Source organism: Streptomyces sp. N35 (assembly GCF_016464295.1).
In the GTDB taxonomy this organism is placed as follows: Bacteria; Actinomycetota; Actinomycetes; order Streptomycetales; family Streptomycetaceae; genus Streptomyces.
In genome coordinates, this window is the sequence record NZ_JAEIMH010000053.1 from 38,150 (window position 1) to 59,870 (window position 21,721).

Here is a 21,721-nt window from a genome sequence, read left to right on the forward strand (position 1 = left end):
CGGCCCCCGCCCCCCGCAGGCCCGTAGTCCTGTGGCCGTATCTGCCCATCGCGCCGACCGTGCTCGGCGTGGTCTTCCTGCTCGTCTATCCGCTCCTGCGCAACGTCCAGCTGTCCTTCCAGAACTTCGGCCTGGCCGAACTCATCCGCGGCGGCGCCGAGTTCGTCGGCTTCGACAACTACCGCGAACTGCTCACCGGCAAGGAGTTCTGGGACGTCGTCCGGCGCACGCTGATCTGGACCACGGTGAACGTCGTCCTGATCGTCGCCCTCGCCACCCTCGTCGCCCTGATGCTCCAGCGCCTGGGCCGCACGATGCGCATCCTCGTCATGAGCGCCCTTGCCCTCGCCTGGGCCACCCCGATCCTCGCGGCCACCACGATCTTCCAGTGGCTGTTCGCCTCCCGCCTCGGAGTGGTCAACTGGGTCCTTGTCCAACTGGGGTTCGACTCGTACGAGGGCTACTCCTGGTTCGCGGACGGCACCGCCACCTTCAGCATCCTGGTCGTCCTCGTGGTCTGGCAGTCGGTCCCGTTCGCGGCGATCACCCTCTACTCCGCGCTGACCACCGTGCCCGCCGAGATCTACGAGTCCGCTCGCCTCGACGGGGCCTCCGACTGGCGGATGTTCCGCTCCCTGACCGTGCCGATCCTGCGGCCCATCTTCGGTCTGGTGCTCTGCCTCGAAGTGATCTGGGTCTTCAAATGCTTCCCGCAGATCTGGGTGATCAGCGAAGGCGGGCCGGGCGGCGCCACCACGACCCTGCCCGTCTACGCGTACCAGGTGGCCGTCTCCCGGCAGCACTACGACCTGCAGGCCGCGTCCTCGACCATCACCGTCCTGCTGCTCGCGGTGATCCTCTTCGTCTATCTGCGTCAACTGTTCCGACAGGAGGGGGAGTTGTGACATCGCGGGTCCTGTTGCGCCGGCTGCCTCTCAACCTCGCCGCCCTTGCCGTCTTCGTCGCCACGATCTTCCCCGTGTACTGGATGGCCTCCACCGCGTTCAAACCCTCCGGCGATATCAACGCCGACACCCCGGTGTTCGTCCCGACCCGGCTCACCCTCGAACACTTCCGTACGGCCGTGGCGGCGGACGGCTTCGGCACGTTCTGGCGCAACAGCCTGTTCGTGACCGTCACGGCGGTGCTGCTCGCGCTGATCATCGCGATGGGCGCGGCCTTCGCGGTCGCCCGCCTGCGCTTCCGGGGCAAACGCGGCTTCGTCCTCATGGTGTTCATCGCGCAGATGGCGCCCTGGGAGGCCATGCTCATCCCCGTCTACATCATCGCCCGCGACACGGATCTCCTCGACCGCCTCGCGATGCTGACGCTGCTCTACTTCATCTTCACGCTGCCGTTCACCATCATCACGCTGCGCGGCTTCCTCGCCGCCGTCCCCGTGGAGCTGGAGGAGGCGGCCCAGGTCGACGGCTGCACCCGCCTCGGCGCCTTCCGCCGCGTCACCTTCCCGCTGCTCGCGCCCGGCCTGCTCGCGACCTCGCTGTTCGGCTTCATCACCGCCTGGAACGAGTTCGCCTTCGCCAACATGCTCATCGTCAAGAACCAGGAAGACCGCACCCTGCCCGTCTGGCTCTCCTCGTTCTCCAACACCTTCGGCACCGACTGGGGCGCCACCATGGCCGCCTCCACGCTCTTCGCGCTGCCGGTGCTGATCCTCTTCCTTGTGCTGCAACGCCGGGTCACCACCGGCTTCGTCTCGGGTTCCGTCAAGGGCTGACCCGGGTTTCGTCAAAGGCTGACCTACAAGGCCGACCTGAAGGGCTGACCTGCATGCTGATTCCGCGCCCCCGCCAAGTCGTGCGCCAGAGCGGGCACTTCATCCTCGACACGGAGACCACCCTGCACCTCGCGCCGGGTGCGGAGCGTGCGGCGGATCTGCTGCGCCTTCGCACGGGACTGCCGCTGCGAGCGGCGCCGGACAGCGGCTTCGTGCTCGCGATCGACCCGGCACTCAGCGGACTCGGCGACGAGGGATACGGCCTGACCGTGGGCCGGGACGCGGTACTCCTGCGAGCCCGCACCGACGCCGGCCTGGTCAACGGAGTGCACACCCTCGCGGCCCTCATCGAACGGGGCGGCCGCCTGCCCTGCAGCCAGATCAGCGACAGCCCCCGCTTCCCCTGGCGGGGCGCGATGCTGGACGTGGGCCGCCACTTCCTGCCGATCGCGTACGTACGCGACTTCGTCGACCGCATCGCCGCGTACAAGCTGAACGTGCTGCATCTCCACCTCACCGAGGACCAGGGCTGGCGGATGCCGGTGGACGCCTACCCGCTCCTCACCGAGATCGGCTCGGTGCGCGCCCAGACCGGGGGCGACGGGACACCGCACGGCGGCCACTACACCAAAGCGGAACTGCGGGACCTGGTGGCCTATGCGGCCGCGCGCGGGGTCCGGGTCATGCCGGAGATCGAGATGCCCGGCCATGCGCGAGCCGCGATCGCCGCGTACCCGGAGCTCGGCAACGTCCCGGAGCGCCGTCTGACCGTCTGGGACCGCTGGGGCGTCTGCGAGAACGTGCTCGGCGTCCACGACGAGGTCTTCACCTTCATGGAGACGGTGCTCGGCGAGGTCATGGACGTCTTCGAGAGCCCGTACATCCATCTCGGCGGCGATGAATGCCCCACCGGAGAATGGGAGGAGAGCCCCCGAGCCCGCGCCGTCGCCGCCGAGGCGGGACTCTCCCCGAAGGAGCTGAACGCCTGGTTCCTCACCCGGGTCGGCCGCTACCTGATGGACCACGGCCGTACGCCGGTGAGCTGGGCCGAGCCCGACGCGACCGCGCTGCCACCGGAGTTCGTGGTGATGCCCTGGCGGGACGCCGCCCACGGCCAGGGCGCCGCGCGCCGCGGTCACCAGCTGGTGATGACCCCGCACCGGACCACGTATCTCGACTATCCGCAGTCCGACGCCCCGCACGAGCCGCCCGGCCAGCCCGGCGACCCCGTCACGCTCGACGACGTGTACGGCGCCGAGCCCGCGCCCGCCGACTGGGAGCCCGCCGAGCGGGCCAAAGTCCTGGGCACCCAGGCCCAGTTGTGGACCGAGCACGCGGCGACCCCCGCCGAGATCGACTACCTGCTCTTTCCGCGGATCGCCGCGCTCTCCGAGGTCGCCTGGAGCGAGGGCCCACGCGACCCCACAGATTTCCGGCGCCGTCTGCAGGCGACCCGGACGCACTGATCAGGTCACCTGCCGGTGGCCGCACACCCCCACCATGAGGAGGAACACCTCGTGCACAGAAGATTTCGGACGACGGCCGTCGCCGCCGCCCTGACCCTGGCCGCCGCGGGCGCACTCGCCGCACCCAGCGCGGCGGCCGCCGACGAGACGGTCACGGCCCAGTACCACACGGGCTCGACCGGCAGTGACCAGGCGGAGCCCTGGCTGAAGCTCACCAACTCAGGTTCTTCCGCAGTCCAGTTGAGCGGCCTCACCATCCGCTACTACTTCAAGGCCGAGTCCGCCTCCAGCGCGTACCGCTTCGCCTGCTCCTGGGCGGTGAAGGGCTGCGCCAACATCACGGGCACCTTCGGCACACTCGCCAAGCCCACGGCCACCGCCGACCGCTACCTGGAGATCGGCTTCACCCAGGGCGCCGGCTCGCTGGCCGCCGGCGCGAACACCGGCGACATGCAGCTGCGCTTCCACCGCGCCGACTGGCAGCCCCTGAACCAGCGGGACGACTACTCGTTCGGCGCCTCCCAGACCTCGTACGCGAACTGGAGCAAGGTCACCGTCCAGCGCGGCGGCACCCTGCTGTGGGGCACTGCCCCCGAGGGCAACGACCCGGGAGACCCCGGTGATCCAGGCGACCCCGGTGGCCCGGGCGGCCCCGACCCCACGAAGCCCGCGCTCTTCGACGACCTCAACTACACCGCCCACAACGACCCGCGCATCGCCCAGCGCGGCTGGACCGTGAAGTCCGGCCAGGGCGGTCCCGGCGTGCCCGGCGCGACCTGGGCCCCCGAACAGGTCACGTTCGCCCAGGAGTCGGGCAACAGCGTCATGACGCTGCGCACCAGCACCGACGGCACGGCGGCCGGTACCCGGCAGACCGAGCTGTACCACCAGCGCAAGTTCACCAAGGGCACGTACGCCTCGAGGGTGTACTTCAGCGACACCCCCAACTCGGGCCCCGACGGCGACCACATGGTGCAGACGTTCTTCACCATCACACCGCTCGACGCCCCGATGGATCCGAACTACGGCGAACTCGACTTCGAGTACCTGCCGAACGGCGGCTGGGGCGAGCCGGCCAACATCCTGTACGCCACGTCCTGGGAGACGTACAACCCGGAGCCGTGGCAGGCCGTCAACGCCCACACCGAGGCCCGCCAGAGCTACGCCGGCTGGCACGACCTGGTGGTCACGGTCGACAACACCTCGATCAAGTACTACGTGGACGGCCAGCTGTTCGCCACGCACGGCGAGCCATATCTGCCCGAGACCGCCATGTCCATCAACCTCAACAACTGGATCATCTCCGGCGGCCTCGTCGCGTCCAACACCCCGCGTGCGTACGACGAGAAGGTCGACTACGTGTACTACGCCAAGGACCAGATCCTGACCCCGGCCCAGGTCGAGGCCCAGGTGGCGAAGTACCGGACGGACAAGGTGACGCACACGGACAACGTGAGCTGACGGATCCCCGGCCGGTCGGGGGTACGCGCCGCTCGCGTACCCTCGACCGCACCATGGACCCCGTCACCGGCATCCTGCCCGTCAGCGCCACCGTCCCCGCCGACTGGCCCACGACCGAAGAGCGGGCGCGCGCCGTGCAGGACGAACTGCGCACGCGCGTGGTGCTCGCGGAGGACGGGCCGCCGCCCGGACAAGGGCTGGTGGCAGGGGTCGACGTCGCGTACGACGATGAGCGCGATCTCGTCGTCGCGGCCGCCGTCGTGCTCGACGCCGCGACGCGCGAAGTGACCGAGGAGGCCACCGCCGTCGGGCGGATCTCCTTCCCGTACGTGCCCGGACTGCTCGCCTTCCGTGAACTCCCGGCCGTGCTCGCCGCACTTGAAGCGCTGGCGACGCCGCCCGGACTCGTGGTCTGCGACGGCTACGGGCTCGCGCACCCCCGCCGGTTCGGCCTCGCCGCCCACCTCGGCGTGCTGACCGGGCTGCCCGCCATCGGCGTCGCGAAGAACCCCTTCACCTTCACGTACGAGGAGCCTGCTGCCGTACGGGGATCGGTGGCCGCGCTCGTGGACGGGAGCGAGGAGGTCGGGCGAGCCGTCAGGACCCAGGACGGGATCAAGCCCGTATTCGTCTCCGTCGGGCATCGGGTCTCGCTCGACAGCGCCTGCGCGCACACGCTGGGGCTCGCCCCGCGCTTTCGGCTGCCGGAGACGACACGGCGTGCGGATGCGCTGTGCCGCAGGGCGCTGGCGCAGGTCGTGGCCCCCGAGTAGGGCGCCGATAAGCGTTTGTGCCGTCTTCCGGCAGATGCTGCAATGCGCCCATGGACCATGAGGAAGTGCTGCGGCTGTTCGACCGGCAAGTGCGACGTGGACTGGCGGCCGACCACCCCGGCACCCGTGTCGAGGACACGGGCACGGTGGTGCGCCAGAGCGGGGGAGCGACGGACTGGAACGGAGTCGTGTTCTCCGCCGTCGACGAGACGACCGCCGATGCGGTGATCGCCGAACAGGTGCGCCACTATGGCGCGCTCGGCGTCGAATTCGAGTGGAAGACCTACACGCATGACCGGCCGGCCGACTTGGGGGAGCGGCTGGTGCGGGCCGGGTTCGTCCCCGAGGAGCCCGAGAGCCTGATGATCGCCGAGGTGGCCGCGCTGTCGACGGTGGTCGAACTGGCCGAGGGGCTGCGCTTGGTGGACGTCACCGACGAGGCGGGGATCGAGCTCGCCGCGCGGGTGCACGAGCAGGCCTTCGGTACGGACAGCAGCCGGCTGAAGCAGCAGATGCTCGACCGGCTCGCGCACCGGCCGGACAGTTTTGTGATGACCCTGGCGATGGCGGGGGAGCGACCCGTCAGTGCGGCCCGGATCGAGTTGCGCGACGACGCGGACTTCGCGGGCCTGTGGGGCGGCGGCACCGTCGCCGAGTTCCGCGGACGCGGGATCTACCGGGCCCTGGTCGCCCACCGCACCCGCATCGCCGCCGCCCGCGGCATCAGATACCTCCAGGTGGACGCCATGCCGACCAGCCGGCCGATCCTGGAGCGGCTCGGTTTCGAGCAGCTCAGCGTGACGACGCCGTACATCCGGAAGCCGTAACTCCCGGCGGGCGTTCGGCTCGGCGCTTCAGCGTTCTGCCGCCACCCGGAACACGATCCCCGCCTCCCGCAGCCGCTTCAGGAGTGCGTCGCCCATCGCGACCGCCGGTGTGACCTGGCCGGCCGTCCGGGGCAGGTCGTCGAGGGCGAGGGCGAGGGCCGATTCCGCGAAGATCTTCGCCGTTTCGCCGTAGCCGGGGTCGCCGCCCGACACCTCCGTATAGACCCGGCGGGCGCCGCCCTCCCCCACGAAGCGCACCCAGAACCAGCTGCGGGCACGGCGCCCCCCGCCCGGCCCCCCCCCGGTCGCCGGGCGCCACCTTGGACGACAACCACCGGCGCACCGGCGGCACTTGGGCGGCCGCGAGCAGTCCGCCCATCGCCGCGACACCGCCGAAGGCGAACGGCAGGGTCTTGACCGCCGCATAGTGGCGGTAGCGGAAGTCCGGTCCGTAGCGCTCGAGCGCACGGGCCGAACGCTGCACGACCTGCGCGTCGATCGTCGGCAACGGGAGCGCCCAGGCTCCGACTTCCGCCGCGTACCGCGGTGCGCTCACCGGCGCGTACGCCCGGCGGCCGGCCAGGCGCGGTTGGTGCCGACGCCGCTCCTGCGCCGCCGCGGCCAGCTGCCGGCCGCGCGCGAACTGCCCGAGCGCGGACGCGAAGGTCCCGCCGGAGAACATCGCCGACGCCCGTACGAAACCGTCGATCCGCAGCGGTACGTCCTCGGGCAGCTGCCGCACCGTGTAGTAGACGCCGAGATCGTGCGGTACCGAGTCGAATCCGCACGCGTGCACCAGCCGCGCGCCCGTCTCACGGGCCCGCGCCTCGTGCTGTACGTAGGTGAGATCCACGAACTCCGGTTCGCCGGACAGGTCCAGATAGTCGGTGCCGAGGTCGGCGCAGGCGCCGACCAGCTCATGGCCGTACTGCACGTAGGGGCCGACGGTGGTCGCCACCACCCTTGCGGAGGCGGCGAGTTCACGCAGACCCGCGCGGTCGCCGGAGTCCACCGCGATCATGGCGATCTTCGAGGCCCGTGGATCGAGCTCGGCGAGGCGCTCGCGCAGCCGCTCCAGTTTGCGGGCGCTGCGTCCGGCGATCGCCCAGCGCAGCCCGTCCGGGGCATGGCGGGCCAGATACTCGGCGGTCAGTGTCCCGACGAAGCCGGTCGCCCCGTACAGCACGATGTCGTGGTCGCGCTGGTCCCGCTCACTCATGGCTCACCCTTCAGCCCTGCCCCCGCGCTGTTGTCGGTGGCCGAGGCTAGCGTGCACGGTGCAGGCCGGTGCAAGGGGCCCGGCCAGGACTGGGAGGTACGTCATGGCCGATCCGAAGCCCGCGGGGCGCCCGCCGGCCAGGTCCGCGCTCGCCCGCTGGGAGAAGGTGCGGGCCTTCGCCCTCGAACTGCCGGGCGCCGAGGAGGAGTTCCCCTGGGGTGAGAGCGTGGCCAAGGTGCACAAGAAGGTCTTCGTCTTCCTGGGCGTCTCGGACGGTTCGTATCCGATGGGCATGACGGTCAAGCTCAAGGACCCGGAGGCCCATGCGCACGCCCTGACCGCTCCGGGTGCGGAGCCGGCCGGTTACGGCCTGGGGAAGTCGGGCTGGGTGCGCATCCCCCTGGAGGGCCCCGATGTCCCGCAGGCGGAGCTGCTGTGCGACTGGGTGGAGGAGAGCTACCGGACGATCGCACCGAAGGCGCGGGTCGCCGAGCTCGACCGGAGCGATGGACGATGACGACGCCCGCGAGGGCGACGGTCAGGCCCAGAGCGGTCTGGGGGCCGAAGGGTTCGCCGAACATCAGCGCTCCCCAGACCGCCGTGACCGGAGCCATCAGGAACATGAGCGTATTCACCTCGGTGACGCCGGAGCGCCGAAGGAGCAGCCAGTACAGGCCGTAACCCCCGAAGGTCGACAGGACCACGAGCCAGGTGATCGCGCCCCAGAAGGCCGTCCCGGCGGGCGGCACGGCCTGGCCCGTGGCGAGGGCAAGGGCCGTGAAGACGACGGCACTTGTGAGGCAGTGGATCGTCAGGGACGTCGTGGGTGCGACCGGAGTGCCGGTGCGGCTCTCCAGGAAGGTGGCGGCCACCAGCGACAGCATGCCGATCAGCGGGATCAGGTACGCCCACCAGACGACCCCGGAGCCGGCGGCGGCATCGGCCAGGGTGACGAGGGCGACGCCGCCCATGCCGAGGGAAAGCCCGAGCCACTGCCGGCGAGAGACATGCTGATGCAGCAGCGGTCCGGCGAGCGCCCCGGCGACCAGGGGCTGGACGCCGTCGATCAGAGCGGTGGTGCCGCTGGCGACGCCGAGCTGGATCGCGGAGAAGACGGTGAGCAGATAGCCGCTCTGCGAGAGCACACCGATCAGGGCCTGCCGGCCCGCATCCCGCGCCGTGAGGCCCCGCCACGCCTTTGTCCGCAGGGTGGCGATCACCAGGAGCGCGAGCGCCAGCGGCAGGAACCGCCACATCAGGACGGTGACCGCGGACGCGCCGCCCGCGCCGAGCTTCGCGCCGATGAAGCCGGAGCTCCAGCAGAACACGAAGGCGGTCGGGAGCAGGATGTTCATCGGCGGCCTCCAGTAAACAGATCGGTTTACTCACTCGACTATACAGATCGGTATACATTGGGGGTATGAGTACTGCTGAAGGGATCCGGCGGATCGCGTTGACCCCTGCCGCGCGGCGCGCCCTGGAAGCCGCCGGCCGGCTGTTCTACGAGCGCGGCATCCATGCCGTCGGGGTGGATCTGATCGCCGCCGAGGCCGGGGTGACGAAGAAGACGCTCTACGACCGGTTCGGCTCGAAGGAGCAGATCGTCGTGGAGTATCTGGCCGGGCGCGACGAGCGCTGGCGGACGTTTCTCGCCGGGCGTCTCGACGCGGAACGTCCGGCGCGCGAGCGCGTCCTGGCCGTCTTCGACGCGTCGCGCGCCTGGGCCCTGGAGAACTCCCCCAAAGGCTGCAGCATGGTCAACGCGCACGCGGAGATCAGCGATCCCGCCCATCCCGCGTACCCCATCATCACCGGCCAGAAGCGGTGGATGCTGGACCTCTTCACCGGCCTGTGCGCGGATGTCGACCCGGCTCGGGCGGACCGGCTCGGGCGGGCGCTGATGCTGCTGCACGAAGGCGCACTGGTCGCCCACGGGTTGAACGTCTTCGCGGACCCCATCGCGCAGGCCCGCGACGAGGCCGGTGCTCTGCTCGCGACGGCAGGGGAGTAAAAATAAGCGCTTGCTCGGAAACCCTTGTCTTCGCCGCGGCCCGTTCCTAACATCGCTGATGTTACAGCGGTTGTGTCACAGTCAGATCAGTCCGAGCGGGCCGCATCCCCGCGACAACTCACCAGCAGACGCAGGGGGTTAGATGGCAGGGAACGGGCCACTCGAAGGGGTACGGATCGTCGAACTCGCCGGGATCGGACCCGGTCCGTTCGCCGCGATGCTCCTCGCCGACCTCGGTGCGGACGTCGTACGGATCGACCGGCCGGGCGGTGCGGGGCTCGCCATCAAACCCGCGTACGACGTGACGAACCGCAACAAACGGTCCGTCGTCGTCGACCTCAAGGACGAAGCGGGACCGGCCACGGTCCTCGACCTGGTCCACAAGGCCGACATCCTCATCGAGGGCTACCGCCCCGGCGTCGCCGAGCGTCTCGGCGTCGGCCCCGAGCAGTGCCACGCCCGCAACCCCCGCCTGGTGTACGGCCGGATGACCGGCTGGGGACAGCAGGGCCCGCTCGCCCAGCGCGCCGGGCACGACATCGCGTACATCGCCATCACCGGCGCCCTGGGCATGATCGGGAAGCCGGAGGAACCCCCGGCCATCCCCGCGAACCTCGTCGGTGACTACGCGGGCGGCTCCCTCTACCTCGTCGTCGGCGTGCTCGCCGCACTGCAGCACGCCCGCTCCACCGGCGAGGGGCAGGTCGTCGACGCCGCCATCGTGGACGGCACCGCGCATCTCTCGGCGATGATCCACGGCATGATGGCGGCCGGCGGCTGGCAGGACCGGCGCGGCGCCAATCTGCTCGACGGCGGCTGCCCGTTCTACGGCAACTACGAGACGGCGGACGGCGGTTACATGGCCGTCGGAGCCCTGGAGCAGCAGTTCTACGAGGAGTTCGTGACGCTCCTCGGTATCGCCGACCAGGCGCCCGCGCGCAAGGACCTCACGCGCTGGGGCGAGCTGAGGGAAGCGATCACGGCGCGGTTCAAGACGCGTACCAGGGACGAGTGGACCGCCGTCTTCCAGGACTCGGACGCTTGTGTGGCCCCGGTCCTGTCGCTGCGCGAGGCCCCGGACCACCCGCACCTCAAGGAGCGCGGCACCTTCGTGGAGCACTCCGGGATCACCCAGCCCGCCCCCGCCCCGCGCTTCTCCGCGACCCCCGGGACCGTACGCGGCGGACCGGCGCTGCCCGGAGCGCACACCGAAGACGTGGCCAGGGACTGGGACGTGCAGAGCCTCATCACCGACGACAAGGAGCAGGCATGACCACGCCATCAGGTATGGAGCGCAGGCTCTACGGTGAGGAGCACGAGGCCTTCCGCGGCACTGTGCGGACCTTTCTGGAGCGCGAGGTCGTGCCGCACCACGAGCAGTGGGAGAAGGACGGCATCGTCTCGCGCGACGCCTGGCGCGCCGCCGGCAAGCAGGGGCTCCTCGGACTCGCCGTGCCCGAGGAGCACGGGGGCGGCGGCAACACCGACTTCCGCTTCTCGGCCGTACTCGCCGAGGAGTTCACCCGCGCCGGCGCCTCCGGACTCGCCGTCGGGCTGCACAACGACATCATCGGCCCGTATCTGACCTCGCTCGCCACCGAGGAGCAGAAGCGCCGCTGGCTGCCGGGTTTCTGCTCCGGCGAGATCATCACCGCGATCGCGATGACCGAGCCCGGCGCGGGCTCGGACCTCCAGGGCATCACGACGCACGCCGAGGACAAGGGCGACCACTGGCTGCTCAACGGCTCGAAGACCTTCATCTCCAACGGCATCCTCGCCGACCTGGTGATCGTCGTCGCCCGTACGACCCCCGAGGGCGGCGCGAAGGGCCTGTCGCTGCTCGTCGTCGAACGCGGCATGGAGGGCTTCGAGCGCGGCCGCAACCTCGACAAGATCGGGCAGAAGGCCCAGGACACCGCCGAGTTGTTCTTCCGGGACGTGAAGGTCCCCAAGGAGAACCTGCTCGGTCAGCAGGACGGCGCCTTCCTGCACCTCATGACCAACCTCGCCCAGGAGCGCATGGGCATCGCGGTCGCCGCCATCTCGGCGGCCGAGTATCTGCTGCAGATCACCATGGAGTACGTGCAGGAGCGCGAGGCCTTCGGGCGCAAGCTCGCCAAGCTGCAGCACATCCGCTTCGAGATCGCCGAGATGGCCACCGAGTGCGCCGTCACCCGTACGTTCCTCGACCGCTGCATCGAGGACCACACGAACGGGGTGCTCGACCACGTGCACGCCTCGATGGCCAAATGGTGGGCCACCGAACTGCAGAAGCGCGTCGCCGACCGCTGCCTCCAACTGCACGGCGGCTACGGCTACATGACCGAGTACCGCGTGGCGCGCGCCTTCACCGACGGCCGTATCCAGACCATCTACGGCGGGACCACCGAGATCATGAAGGAGATCATCGGACGGTCCCTGCTGCCGTAGCAGCCCGAGCACGCACCCCTCACCCCGCACCCTCGAAAGGCTTATCCGTGAGCACCGAAGCGTACGTCTACGACGCGATCCGCACCCCGCGCGGGCGCGGCAAAGCCAGTGGGTCCCTGCACGGCACCAAGCCCATCGACCTCGTGACCGGTCTGATCAAGGAGATCCAGACCCGCAACCCGGACCTCGACCCCGCCACGATCGACGACATCGTGCTCGGTGTCGTCGGCCCGGTCGGCGACCAGGGTTCGGACATCGCCCGGATCGCGGCCATCGCGGCGGGCCTGCCCGACACGGTGGCCGGCGTGCAGGAGAACCGCTTCTGTGCCTCGGGCCTCGAGGCCGTCAACATGGCGGCGATGAAGGTCCGTTCGGGCTGGGAGGACCTGGTGCTCGCGGGCGGTGTCGAGTCGATGTCCCGGGTGCCGATGGCCTCCGACGGCGGCGCCTGGTTCGCCGACCCGATGACCAACTGGGACACCAACTTCGCCCCGCAGGGCATCGGCGCCGACCTCATCGCCACCATCGAGGGCTTCACCCGCCGCGATGTGGACGAGTACGCGGCCCTCTCCCAGGAGCGCGCCGCGGCCGCCGTCAAGGAAGGCCGCTTCGACCGGTCCATCGTTCCCGTACGGGACCGCAGCGGCCTGACCGTCCTGGACCACGACGAGTTCCTGCGCCCCGGCACCACCGCCGACTCCCTCGCGAAGCTCAAGCCCTCCTTCGCGGACATCGGTGACCTCGGCGGCTTCGACGCGGTGGCGCTGCAGAAGTACCACTGGATCGAGAAGATCGACCACGTTCACCACGCGGGCAACTCCTCCGGCATCGTCGACGGCGCCTCGCTCGTGGCCATCGGCTCCCGCGAGGCGGGGGAGCGGAACGGCCTGACCCCGCGCGCCCGGATCGTCTCCGTCGCGGTCTCCGGCTCCGAGCCGACCATCATGCTCACCGGGCCCGCCCCGGCCACCCGCAAGGCGCTTGCCAAGGCGGGCCTGACCATCGACGACATCGACCTCGTCGAGATCAACGAGGCCTTCGCGGCCGTGGTGCTGAGGTTCGTCAAGGACATGGGCCTGAGCCTCGACAAGGTGAACGTCAACGGCGGCGCCATCGCGCTCGGCCACCCGCTCGGCGCCACCGGCGCGATGATCCTCGGCACCCTCGTCGACGAACTGGAACGCCAGGACAAGCGCTACGGCCTCGCCACGCTGTGCGTGGGCGGCGGCATGGGCATCGCCACGATCGTGGAACGGGTCTAGCGCCGGCCTGCCTTCGCGGGGGAGATGGCGCACGCAGTGCGCATCTCAGGGGCGCGGGGAACTGCGCGAGCAGCCCACCGCGACCCGCACCCGGCCACGAAACCCGGCCGACCTCCCCGTAGGCCGCCACCCGCCAACGAACCTCCCACGCCTCAGACTTGACGGAGACAGCACGATGACGCAGAGCACCACCATCCGCTGGGAACAGGACGAGACAGGCATCGTCACGCTCGTCCTCGACGACCCCGACCAGTCCGCGAACACCATGAACCAGGCGTTCAAGGACTCCATCGCCGCGATCGCCGACCGCGCGGAAGCCGAGCGCGACTCGATCCGCGGGATCATCTACACCTCCGCGAAGAAGACCTTCTTCGCCGGCGGCGACCTCAAGGACATGATGAAGGCCGGCCCCGAGGACGCCCAGGCGGTCTTCGAGACCGGCACCGGCATCAAGTCCTCGCTGCGCCGTATCGAAACCCTCGGCAAGCCCGTCGTCGCCGCCATCAACGGCGCCGCGCTCGGCGGCGGTTACGAGATCGCCCTCGCCAGCCACCACCGCATCGCCCTCGACGCCCCCGGCTCGAAGATCGGCCTGCCCGAGGTCACCCTCGGTCTGCTGCCCGCGGGCGGCGGTGTGACCCGCACCGTACGCCTCATGGGCATCGCGGACGCGCTGCTCAAGGTGCTGCTCCAGGGCACGCAGTACAGCCCCAAGCGTGCGCTCGACAACGGTCTCGTGCACGAAGTCGTGGCCACCCGCGAGGAGATGATCGAGAAGGCCCGCGCCTTCATCGACGCCAACCCCGAGTCCCAGCAGCCCTGGGACAAGCCCGGCTACCGGATCCCCGGCGGCACCCCCGCGCACCCCAAGTTCGCCGCGAACCTGCCGGCCTTCCCGGCCAACCTGAAGAAGCAGCTGGCCGGTGCGCCCTACCCGGCGCCGCGCAACATCCTCGCGGCCGCGGTCGAGGGCTCGCAGGTCGACTTCGAGAACGCGCTGGTCATCGAGGCCCGTTACTTCACCGAACTGGTCACCGGCCAGACGGCGAAGAACATGATCCAGGCCTTCTTCTTCGACCTCCAGGCCGTCAACTCCGGTGCCAACCGCCCCAAGGGCATCGAGCAGCGCAAGGTCCGCAAGGTCGCCGTGCTCGGCGCCGGCATGATGGGCGCCGGTATCGCGTACTCCTGCGCCCGTGCCGGCATCGAGGTCGTCCTCAAGGACGTCTCCGCCGAATCCGCCGCCAAGGGCAAGGCGTACTCCGAGAAGCTGTGCGAGAAGGCGGTGCAGCGCGGCCGTACGACCCAGGAGAAGGCCGACGCCCTGCTCGCCCTGATCACGCCCACCGCCGACCCCGCCGACCTCGCGGGCTGCGACGCGGTGATCGAGGCGGTCTTCGAGGACCCGGCGCTCAAGCACAAGGTCTTCCAGGAGATCCAGCACATCGTCGAGCCCGACGCGCTGCTCTGCTCCAACACTTCCACCCTCCCCATCACGGCACTCGCCGAAGGCGTCGAGCGCCAGGGGGACTTCATCGGTCTGCACTTCTTCTCGCCCGTCGACAAGATGCCGCTGGTCGAGATCATCAAGGGCGAGCGCACCGGCGAAGAGGCCCTCGCCCGCGCCTTCGACCTGGTCCGCCAGATCAACAAGACCCCGATCGTGGTCAACGACTCGCGCGGCTTCTTCACCTCGCGCGTCATCGGCCACTTCATCAACGAGGGCGTCGCGATGGTCGGCGAGGGCATCGAGCCCGCCTCCGTCGAACAGGCCGCGGCCCAGGCCGGCTATCCGGCGAAGGTGCTCTCGCTCCTGGACGAGCTGACCTTCACGCTCCCGCGCAAGATCCGCGAGGAGAGCCGGCAGGCGCTCGCGGCCGAGGGCATCGAGATGCCCGTGCACCCCGCCGAAGGCGTCATCGACCGCATGATCGACGACTTCGGCCGCAAGGGCCGCTCGTCCGGCGCCGGTTTCTACGAGTACGGCGAGGACGGCAAGCGCGGTCCGCTGTGGCCCGGGCTGCGGGAGCACTTCACCAAGCCGGGGTACGAGATCCCGTTCCGCGACATGCAGGAGCGGATGCTGTTCTCCGAAGCCCTCGACACCGTACGGCTGTTGGAGGAAGGCGTTCTCACCTCGGTCGCCGACGCCAACATCGGCTCGATCTTCGGCATCGGCTTCCCGGGCTGGACCGGTGGTGTCCTGCAGTACATCAACGGCTACGAGGGAGGCCTGCCCGGCTTCGTCGCCCGTGCCCGCGAACTGGCCGATACCTACGGTGACCGGTTCCAGCCGCCTGCGCTGCTCGTGGCGAAGGCCGAGAAGGGCGAGCGCTTCTCGGACGCGTAACTGCCACAGGTGGTACGGGAGGCCGCCCGGCCTCCCGTACCACCGCCGCGTGCGGTGACCGGATCGTTCCGGCAGCGGCCCGGATCGAGCCTGGAAGCGCGCGGGAGTGCCGGGCCACCATGGGGGCATGAGCCGAGCACTGATCGTCATCGATGTCCAGGAATCGTTCCGAGCCCGACCCCTGTGGGACGAGATCGGCAACCCCCGGATCGCGGAACCCGTGAACCGTCTCGTCCGTGCGGCGCGCGCGGCGGGTGACCGCGTGTTCTGGGTGCTGCACACGGACCCGGGCACCGGGGGAGTCTTCGATCCGGCCGAGGGCCACGTCCGTCTCCTCGCGGAGCTCGAGCGGCCCGCCGAGGGCGAACCCGTCCTGTACAAGACCTCGCACAACGCCTTCACCACCACCAACCTGCAGCAACTGCTCACCGAAGCGGGCGTCACCGAACTGTGGGTGTGCGGGATCCGCGCCGAGCAGTGCGTGGAGACCACGACGCGTCTCGGCAGCGACCTCGGCTACCGCATGGTCTTCGTGAAGGACGCCGTGACCACGGACACCGCGACCGGATTCCGGCCCGAGGAACTCATCGCACGGACCGAGGCGGTGCTGCGCGACCGTTTCGCCCGGATCGCCGAGGTCGCCGATCTCGAGAGCGAGATGGCAGCATCTCCCGCGTGAGCCGTGTCGTCTTCCTGCTGCTGCCCGGAGTCCATCTGCTCGACCTGGCGGGCCCCGCCCAGGCCTTCGGGCACGCGGCGGACTTCGGGCACCCCTACGAGCTGACGTACGTCGCCGAACAGGCCCTGGTCACCAGCGCGCAGGGCCTGCCCCTGGCCGCGCGGACCGAGTGGCCCGAGCTGACCGCGGACGACGTGATCGTGGTGCCGGGCTGGCGTGCGGGTGCCTCGTACCGGAGGCCGGAGGTGAGCGAGGCCGTCCAGGAGAGGCTGCGCGCCCACCACGCCGGCGGCGGCCTCGTCGCGAGCGTCTGCGCGGGCGCCGACCTGCTCGGGCGGGCCGGTCTGCTCGACGGCCGCCGCTGCACCACTCACCACGACCTCCAGGACGAACTGGCGCGTCGCTACCCGCGGGCGACCGTGGTGCGCGACGTCCTGTTCACGACCGACGACCGCGTGGTCACCTCGGCCGGCATCGCCAGCGGAATCGACCTGGTGCTGCATCTGCTCGCCCGGCGCCACGGCCCGGCGCTCGCCGCCCGGGTGGCCCGCAACATGGTGGTCTACGCCCGCCGCAACGGTGACGAACCGCAGACGAGCGCCATGCTGCGCCTTCGCTCCCACCTGGACGACACCGTCCACCGGGTCCAGGACCACATCGACTCGCATTACGCCGAGTCGCTGCCGCTGACCTCCCTCGCCGCGCAAGCGGGCGTCAGCGAGCGCACGTTGACCCGGATGTTCCATCGCGCCACCGGCGGTCTGACACCGCTGCGCTACCAGCAGACCCTGCGCGTGGAACGGGCCGAGCACCTGATCGGCCACGGCGAGACGGTGGAGGCGGCGGCCCGCGCCGTGGGGTTCGAGGACGCACGGATGCTGCGCCGGCTGCGCAGCCGCACGGCGTAGGGCGCCGCGTGGGCGACCGCCGTCCGGTCGGGCTTCGGCCCTGTCCACGTACCGCCGTCCGGTCGGGCTTCGGCCCCGTCCACGTACCGCCGTCCGGTCGGGCTTCGGCCCCGTCCACGTACCGCCGTCCGGTCAGGCTTCGGCCCCGTCCACGTACCGCCGCCGCAGCTCGTCCTTGAGCGACCGCTGGAACGCCGTGACAAGGGCCTGCACCACCATCGGCTGCATGTCGGCCGACAGTGCCTTCATCGCCTCGACCGCCTCGGGATCCGACTCCCGCTCCCGGTAGGGCCCCCACACCTCGTCCTGGAAGAGCCGCGTCAGCTCCTTGGCCGCCTGCCGCGAGTGCTCCAGCATCACATCGCGCGCGGCGAGGATCGTGTCCTGCGCGATCGGTACGTCGAGCAGCCGCAGCCCCAGGTGCAGCAGACCCGGGTCGATACGGAAGGTGTCCGGGTCCTCGGTGCGCTCCAGGACACTCATCGCCGCGAGCCGGTCCACATCCGACTCCGACAGCGTGCCGCCCGCGCGCCGCGCCAGCTGCTCACGGCTCATCTCGGTGGCGCCCTCGGGGATCCAACTGGCCACCAGCGCACGGTGGATGGCCAGATCGTGCGCCGTCATGTCCGCCGGCAGCTGCTCCATGTAGCGCTCGATCGCCGCGAGCGTCAGACCGTGGTGCTGCAGCTCCTCGATCAGGGCGAGCCGCGACAGATGCGCCGCCCCGTAACGGCCCACCCGGCGCGGCCCGATCGACGGCGGCGGCAGCAGGCCACGGGTGCTGTAGAAGCGGACGGTGCGCACGGTGACCCCGGCGCGGGCGGCCAACTCGTCGACGGTGAGGGAGGGTTCGTACCCGCCGGACGTCCGCTCCCGTCCGAGCTGCCCCTCGGCCTGGGTGGTCATTGCTCGCAGCCTCGCTTCCCGCCTCGCTTCACACCGAGACGCGTACGTGTTCGCACGGCCCGGCACCTTGCACCCATGCGGTGCAACAGTATTGCTGTCTCACCAGGGGTGCGAAAGACACCTTTGTGGGTCGCGCAGTATTGCTGTCTCACCACCCTTGTGAAACGGTCCGGGACAATGCCCGACGGACAGTGGGCCGCCTTGAGCAGCCCGACGGACAGGGGGCCGCCATGAGCACGATCCTGCGCCTACCCGGAGCACCCGGAGAACTGACCCTCCCCGCACTGCTTCTTCGCAACGCCGAGGACCACGGCGACCGCCCGGCGCTCTCCTGGCGCGCGGGCGAAGGGTGGTCGACACTCACCTGGTCCGAGGTCCGACGCCGTGTGACCGAGCTGTCCGCGGGATACGCGGAGCTCGGCGTCGTACGCGGCGACCACGTCCTGATGATGATGGGCAACCGTCCCGAACACTGGCTCTCCGACCTCGCCCTCACCCACCTCGGCGCCGTCCCGGTCTCGGTGTACGGCACCGCCGCACCCGGCCAGATCGCCCATATCGCCCGGCACAGCCGCGCCAGGCTCGCGGTGATCGAGGGCGAGCGGGAGCTCGGGCGCTGGGCGCCGCTCCTCGGCGAGAGCGAGAGCGGGACCGCCCTGGAGCGCCTCGTCGTCGTCGAGTCCGAAGCGGCCGCCGGCCACACCCCGTACGACCAAGTCCTGGCAGCGGGCCACAACGGTGACGCCTTCGAGAAGTCCTGGCGCGAGATCCGGCCGGCCGACCCGCTCACCGTCGTCTACACCTCCGGCACCACCGGCGACCCCAAGGGCGTGCGGATCACACACCGCAACGTGATCCGTAACGCCCTCGCGCTCGACGCGGTCGTCGAGCTCCCGGACCACGCCGAGCACATCTCGTATCTCCCGTTCGCGCATATCGCGGAACGCATGCTCGGCATCTATCTGCCGGTCTTCCGCGCCGCCCACGTCCATCTCTGCCCCGATCCGGCCGAGCTCGCGGCGATCGTCAGGGAGCTGCGGCCCGTGCAGTTCTTCGGGGTGCCCCGGGTGTGGGAGAAGCTCGCCGCTGCCGTACGGGCGATGCTCGCGCAGGCCCCCGAGGAGCGCAGGCGGGCGATCGAGAAGGCCTGTGACACCGCACGCGCCCATCTCGCCCACCGCGAGAAGGGCGAGCCGGTCCCGGGCCCGCTCGATGCCGCGTACCGGCATGTGAAGAAGCACGTGCTCGACCCGGTCCTCACCTCGGCCGGCTTCGACCGGCTCCTGTGGACCGCGAGCGCCTCGGCGCCGATGCCACCGGACGTGATGCGGTTCTGGGCCGGCTTCGGCCTCACGATCATGGACGCCTGGGGCCTCACGGAGACCGTCGGCGTCGCCACCACCAACAGTCCGGGCGCCTTCCGGTCAGGCTCGGTGGGCCGGGCGCTCGACGGCGTGGAGGTCCGCATCGCCGAGGACGGCGAGATCTTCGTACGCGGCGGCACCGTCTTCGACGGCTACCTGCAGGCCGACGGATCGGTCCAGGACGCGTGCGACGCGGACGGCTGGTTCGCGACGGGGGACATCGGGCGGATCGACGAGGACGGCTACCTCTGGCTCACCGACCGCAAGAAGGAAATGATCATTACCTCGACAGGCAAGAACGTCTCGCCCGCCCTGGTCGAGAACACCCTCAAGGAACACCCGCTGATCGGCCAGGCCCTCGCGTACGGCGACGGCCGCTCGTACCTCGTGGCCCTGCTCGTCCTCGACCCCGAGACCTTCCCGGTCTGGGCCCAGGCGAGGGGCGTGCCGGCCGACCCGCGGGACCCGGCCGTACGCAAAGAGGTCGAGCAGGCCGTGGCGGCGGCGAACGAGCGCCTCAACAGCACCGAGCAGATCAAGCGGTTCACGGTCCTCGGCGAGGAGTGGGGGCCGGAGACGGGCGAGCTCACCCCGTCCCTGAAGCTGCGGCGGCGGGTGATCACAGAGCGGTACAGGACGGACATCGACCGTCTGTACAGCCCCTGATCACCATGTGAGATGTCCCGCTCTGTGACCTGCGCCACCGCAGGGTGGATCAAGTGTGGGTAAAGGTGTGCGAGGTCCGTGCCGCGTCAGGGGTGGCACGGGCTTTGCACTGTCCCCCCACTGAGAGTTGAACAGCGCGTGAGCAAGGAAGCCGTCACCGCGGCACAGGAGGCGCCCCGCACGGTCGCCCCCGACGTGCCCGCCGATGCAGGCGACGCGGGATACAGCAAGGACCTCAAGGCCCGCCACATCAACATGATCGCTATCGGTGGAGCGATCGGCACCGGACTGTTCCTCGGAGCAGGCGGCCGCCTCAACTCGGCAGGACCCGGTCTCGCCCTCGCCTACCTGGTGTGCGGCATTTTCGCGTTCTTCGTCGTCCGCGCGCTCGGCGCGATGGTCGTCTACCGGCCCTCGTCCGGTTCGTTCGTGTCGTACGCCCGTGAGTTCCTCGGCGAGAAGGGCGCGTACGTCGCCGGCTGGGGCTACTTCCTCAACTGGGCGACGACCGGTATCGCCGACATCACCGCGATCGCGCTCTACACGCACTACTGGAGCTTCTTCACCGACATCCCGCAGTGGGTGCTCGCGCTGATCGCGCTCTCCATCGTGCTCGTGGTGAACCTGATCTCCGTGAAGATCTTCGGTGAGCTCGAGTTCTGGTTCTCGATCGTCAAGGTCTCGGCCCTGGTGATCTTCATGGCGATCGGCATCTTCCTGCTCGTCACGCAGTCCGACGTGGGCGGCGAGAAGCCGGGTCTGCACGTGATCACCGAGAACGGCGGTCTCTTCCCGGCGGGCGTCATGCCCGTCGTCATCGTGATGACCGGTGTCGTCTTCGCCTACGCCTCGCTCGAACTGATCGGCGTCGCGGCCGGCGAGGCCGCCGAGCCCCAGAAGGTCGTCCCGCGCGCGGTCAACTCGATCATGTGGCGCGTGGGTCTCTTCTACGTCGGCTCGGTCGTGCTGCTCGCGCTCCTGATGCCCGGCTCGAAGTACTCCGGCGACGAGAGCCCCTTCGTCACCGTGCTCTCCTCGATCGGCGTCCCGGCGGCCGGCGACGTGATGAACCTCGTGGTCCTCACTGCCGCGATGTCCTCGCTCAACTCGGGTCTCTACTCCACCGGCCGCATCCTGCGCTCGATGGCGATGGCGGGCACCGCCCCGGCCTTCACCTCGAAGATGAGCCGCACCAACGTGCCGTACGGCGGCATCCTGCTCACCTCCGGTGTGTGCGTGGCCGGTGTCGGTCTGAACTTCCTGGTGCCGGAGAAGGCGTTCGAGATCGTCCTGAACGTCGCGGCGCTCGGCATCATCTCCACCTGGATCACGATCATGCTCTGCCACATGGTGTTCCGGCGCCGGGCCGAGGAGGGTCTGCTGACCCTGCCGAAGTTCAAGCTGCCCGGCAGCCCGGTCACCGAGATCGTCACGATCGTCTTCCTGCTGACCGTGCTCGGCCTGATGTGGAAGGACGCCGAGATCGGCCGTCCGACCCTCTACCTGATCCCGGTCATCGCGCTCGCGCTGGTCATCGGCTGGTACAAGGTCCGCGACAAGGTCGCGGCCGGCGGCCTGGCCGCCGAGCAGCTCGACTCCTCGAAGTAACGGCGCACGCCGCAGCGGAGGGGCCCGCCCCCCCCGGGGGGGGCGGCCGCCGG

Annotated in this window: 17 protein-coding genes and 2 pseudogenes; 16 read left to right on the forward strand and 3 right to left on the reverse strand. The window is 70.1% G+C overall.

Going from position 1 to position 21,721, the window contains the following annotated elements; all coding sequences use genetic code 11:
• The 6 genes from JAO81_RS26635 to JAO81_RS26660 form a co-directional block, all read left to right on the forward strand.
• On the forward strand, positions 1–905 hold a 905-nt coding region (locus JAO81_RS26635; RefSeq protein WP_374194354.1), incomplete at its 5' end, for a carbohydrate ABC transporter permease.
• Entirely contained in the window at positions 902–1,738 is an 837-nt protein-coding gene (locus tag JAO81_RS26640; RefSeq protein ID WP_199550474.1) for a carbohydrate ABC transporter permease, read from the forward strand. The genes JAO81_RS26635 and JAO81_RS26640, both read left to right, overlap by 4 nt.
• A gap of 53 nt (positions 1,739–1,791) precedes the next feature.
• Entirely contained in the window at positions 1,792–3,204 is a 1,413-nt protein-coding gene (locus JAO81_RS26645) for a beta-N-acetylhexosaminidase (protein ID WP_199550475.1), read from the forward strand.
• Between the two features lie 51 nt (positions 3,205–3,255).
• Positions 3,256–4,665, forward strand: coding sequence for a cellulose binding domain-containing protein (locus JAO81_RS26650; protein ID WP_199550476.1), 1,410 nt, complete (start codon positions 3,256–3,258; stop codon positions 4,663–4,665).
• Positions 4,666–4,718: 53 nt separating this feature from the next.
• Complete coding sequence (locus tag JAO81_RS26655; RefSeq protein WP_199550477.1) at positions 4,719–5,438, forward strand: endonuclease V; 720 nt, start codon at positions 4,719–4,721, stop codon at positions 5,436–5,438.
• 50 nt (positions 5,439–5,488) lie between these two features.
• Positions 5,489–6,265 carry a GNAT family N-acetyltransferase gene (locus JAO81_RS26660; protein WP_199550478.1) on the forward strand — a complete coding sequence of 259 codons (777 nt, stop codon included), beginning with the start codon at positions 5,489–5,491 and terminating at the stop codon, positions 6,263–6,265.
• 27 nt (positions 6,266–6,292) lie between these two features.
• Here JAO81_RS26660 and JAO81_RS26665 read toward each other — a convergent pair.
• Positions 6,293–7,484 (reverse strand): annotated as a pseudogene (locus JAO81_RS26665) (trans-acting enoyl reductase family protein).
• A 103-nt stretch (positions 7,485–7,587) separates the two neighbouring features.
• Between JAO81_RS26665 and JAO81_RS42765 the strand changes: the two are divergent.
• Positions 7,588–7,887, forward strand: a pseudogene (locus tag JAO81_RS42765) (MmcQ/YjbR family DNA-binding protein); the annotation flags it as partial.
• On the opposite strand, the gene JAO81_RS26670 reads toward JAO81_RS42765, so the two are convergent.
• On the reverse strand, positions 7,790–8,839 hold the full coding sequence (locus JAO81_RS26670; protein ID WP_199550479.1) for a DMT family transporter: 1,050 nt from the start codon (positions 8,837–8,839) through the stop codon (positions 7,790–7,792). The pseudogene JAO81_RS42765 and the gene JAO81_RS26670 overlap by 98 nt on opposite strands.
• A 65-nt stretch (positions 8,840–8,904) precedes the next feature.
• Here JAO81_RS26670 and JAO81_RS26675 point away from each other — a divergent pair, with 65 nt between their 5' ends.
• The 7 genes from JAO81_RS26675 (at position 8,905) to JAO81_RS26705 (ending at position 17,124) form a co-directional block, all read left to right on the forward strand.
• Positions 8,905–9,495, forward strand: coding sequence for a TetR/AcrR family transcriptional regulator (locus JAO81_RS26675; RefSeq protein WP_199550480.1), 591 nt, complete (start codon positions 8,905–8,907; stop codon positions 9,493–9,495).
• A 142-nt stretch (positions 9,496–9,637) separates the two neighbouring features.
• Entirely contained in the window at positions 9,638–10,768 is a 1,131-nt protein-coding gene (locus JAO81_RS26680) for a CaiB/BaiF CoA-transferase family protein (protein ID WP_199550481.1), read from the forward strand.
• Between the two features lie 14 nt (positions 10,769–10,782).
• Positions 10,783–11,925, forward strand: a complete 1,143-nt coding sequence (locus JAO81_RS26685) for an acyl-CoA dehydrogenase family protein (protein WP_199550495.1) — start codon at positions 10,783–10,785, stop codon at positions 11,923–11,925.
• A 47-nt stretch (positions 11,926–11,972) separates the two neighbouring features.
• Complete coding sequence (locus JAO81_RS26690; RefSeq protein WP_199550482.1) at positions 11,973–13,187, forward strand: acetyl-CoA C-acetyltransferase; 1,215 nt, start codon at positions 11,973–11,975, stop codon at positions 13,185–13,187.
• A 175-nt stretch (positions 13,188–13,362) separates the two neighbouring features.
• Positions 13,363–15,537 (forward strand): 3-hydroxyacyl-CoA dehydrogenase NAD-binding domain-containing protein, encoded by a 2,175-nt coding sequence (locus tag JAO81_RS26695; RefSeq protein WP_199550483.1) that lies wholly within the window; start codon positions 13,363–13,365, stop codon positions 15,535–15,537.
• Positions 15,538–15,664: 127 nt separating this feature from the next.
• Positions 15,665–16,216 (forward strand): cysteine hydrolase family protein, encoded by a 552-nt coding sequence (locus JAO81_RS26700; protein ID WP_199550484.1) that lies wholly within the window; start codon positions 15,665–15,667, stop codon positions 16,214–16,216.
• Positions 16,213–17,124 carry a GlxA family transcriptional regulator gene (locus JAO81_RS26705; RefSeq protein WP_199550485.1) on the forward strand — a complete coding sequence of 304 codons (912 nt, stop codon included), beginning with the start codon at positions 16,213–16,215 and terminating at the stop codon, positions 17,122–17,124. Before JAO81_RS26700 ends, JAO81_RS26705 begins: the two co-directional genes overlap by 4 nt.
• Before the next feature lie 132 nt (positions 17,125–17,256).
• On the opposite strand, the gene JAO81_RS26710 is transcribed toward JAO81_RS26705, so the two are convergent.
• Positions 17,257–18,030, reverse strand: a complete 774-nt coding sequence (locus JAO81_RS26710; RefSeq protein ID WP_199550486.1) for a MerR family transcriptional regulator — start codon at positions 18,028–18,030, stop codon at positions 17,257–17,259.
• A gap of 230 nt (positions 18,031–18,260) precedes the next feature.
• On the opposite strand from JAO81_RS26710, the gene JAO81_RS26715 reads away from it, so the two are divergent.
• Positions 18,261–20,060 carry a long-chain fatty acid--CoA ligase gene (locus tag JAO81_RS26715; protein ID WP_199550487.1) on the forward strand — a complete coding sequence of 600 codons (1,800 nt, stop codon included), beginning with the start codon at positions 18,261–18,263 and terminating at the stop codon, positions 20,058–20,060.
• Between the two features lie 138 nt (positions 20,061–20,198).
• Entirely contained in the window at positions 20,199–21,668 is a 1,470-nt protein-coding gene (locus JAO81_RS26720; protein ID WP_199550488.1) for an amino acid permease, read from the forward strand.
• Positions 21,669–21,721: the final 53 nt, after the last annotated feature.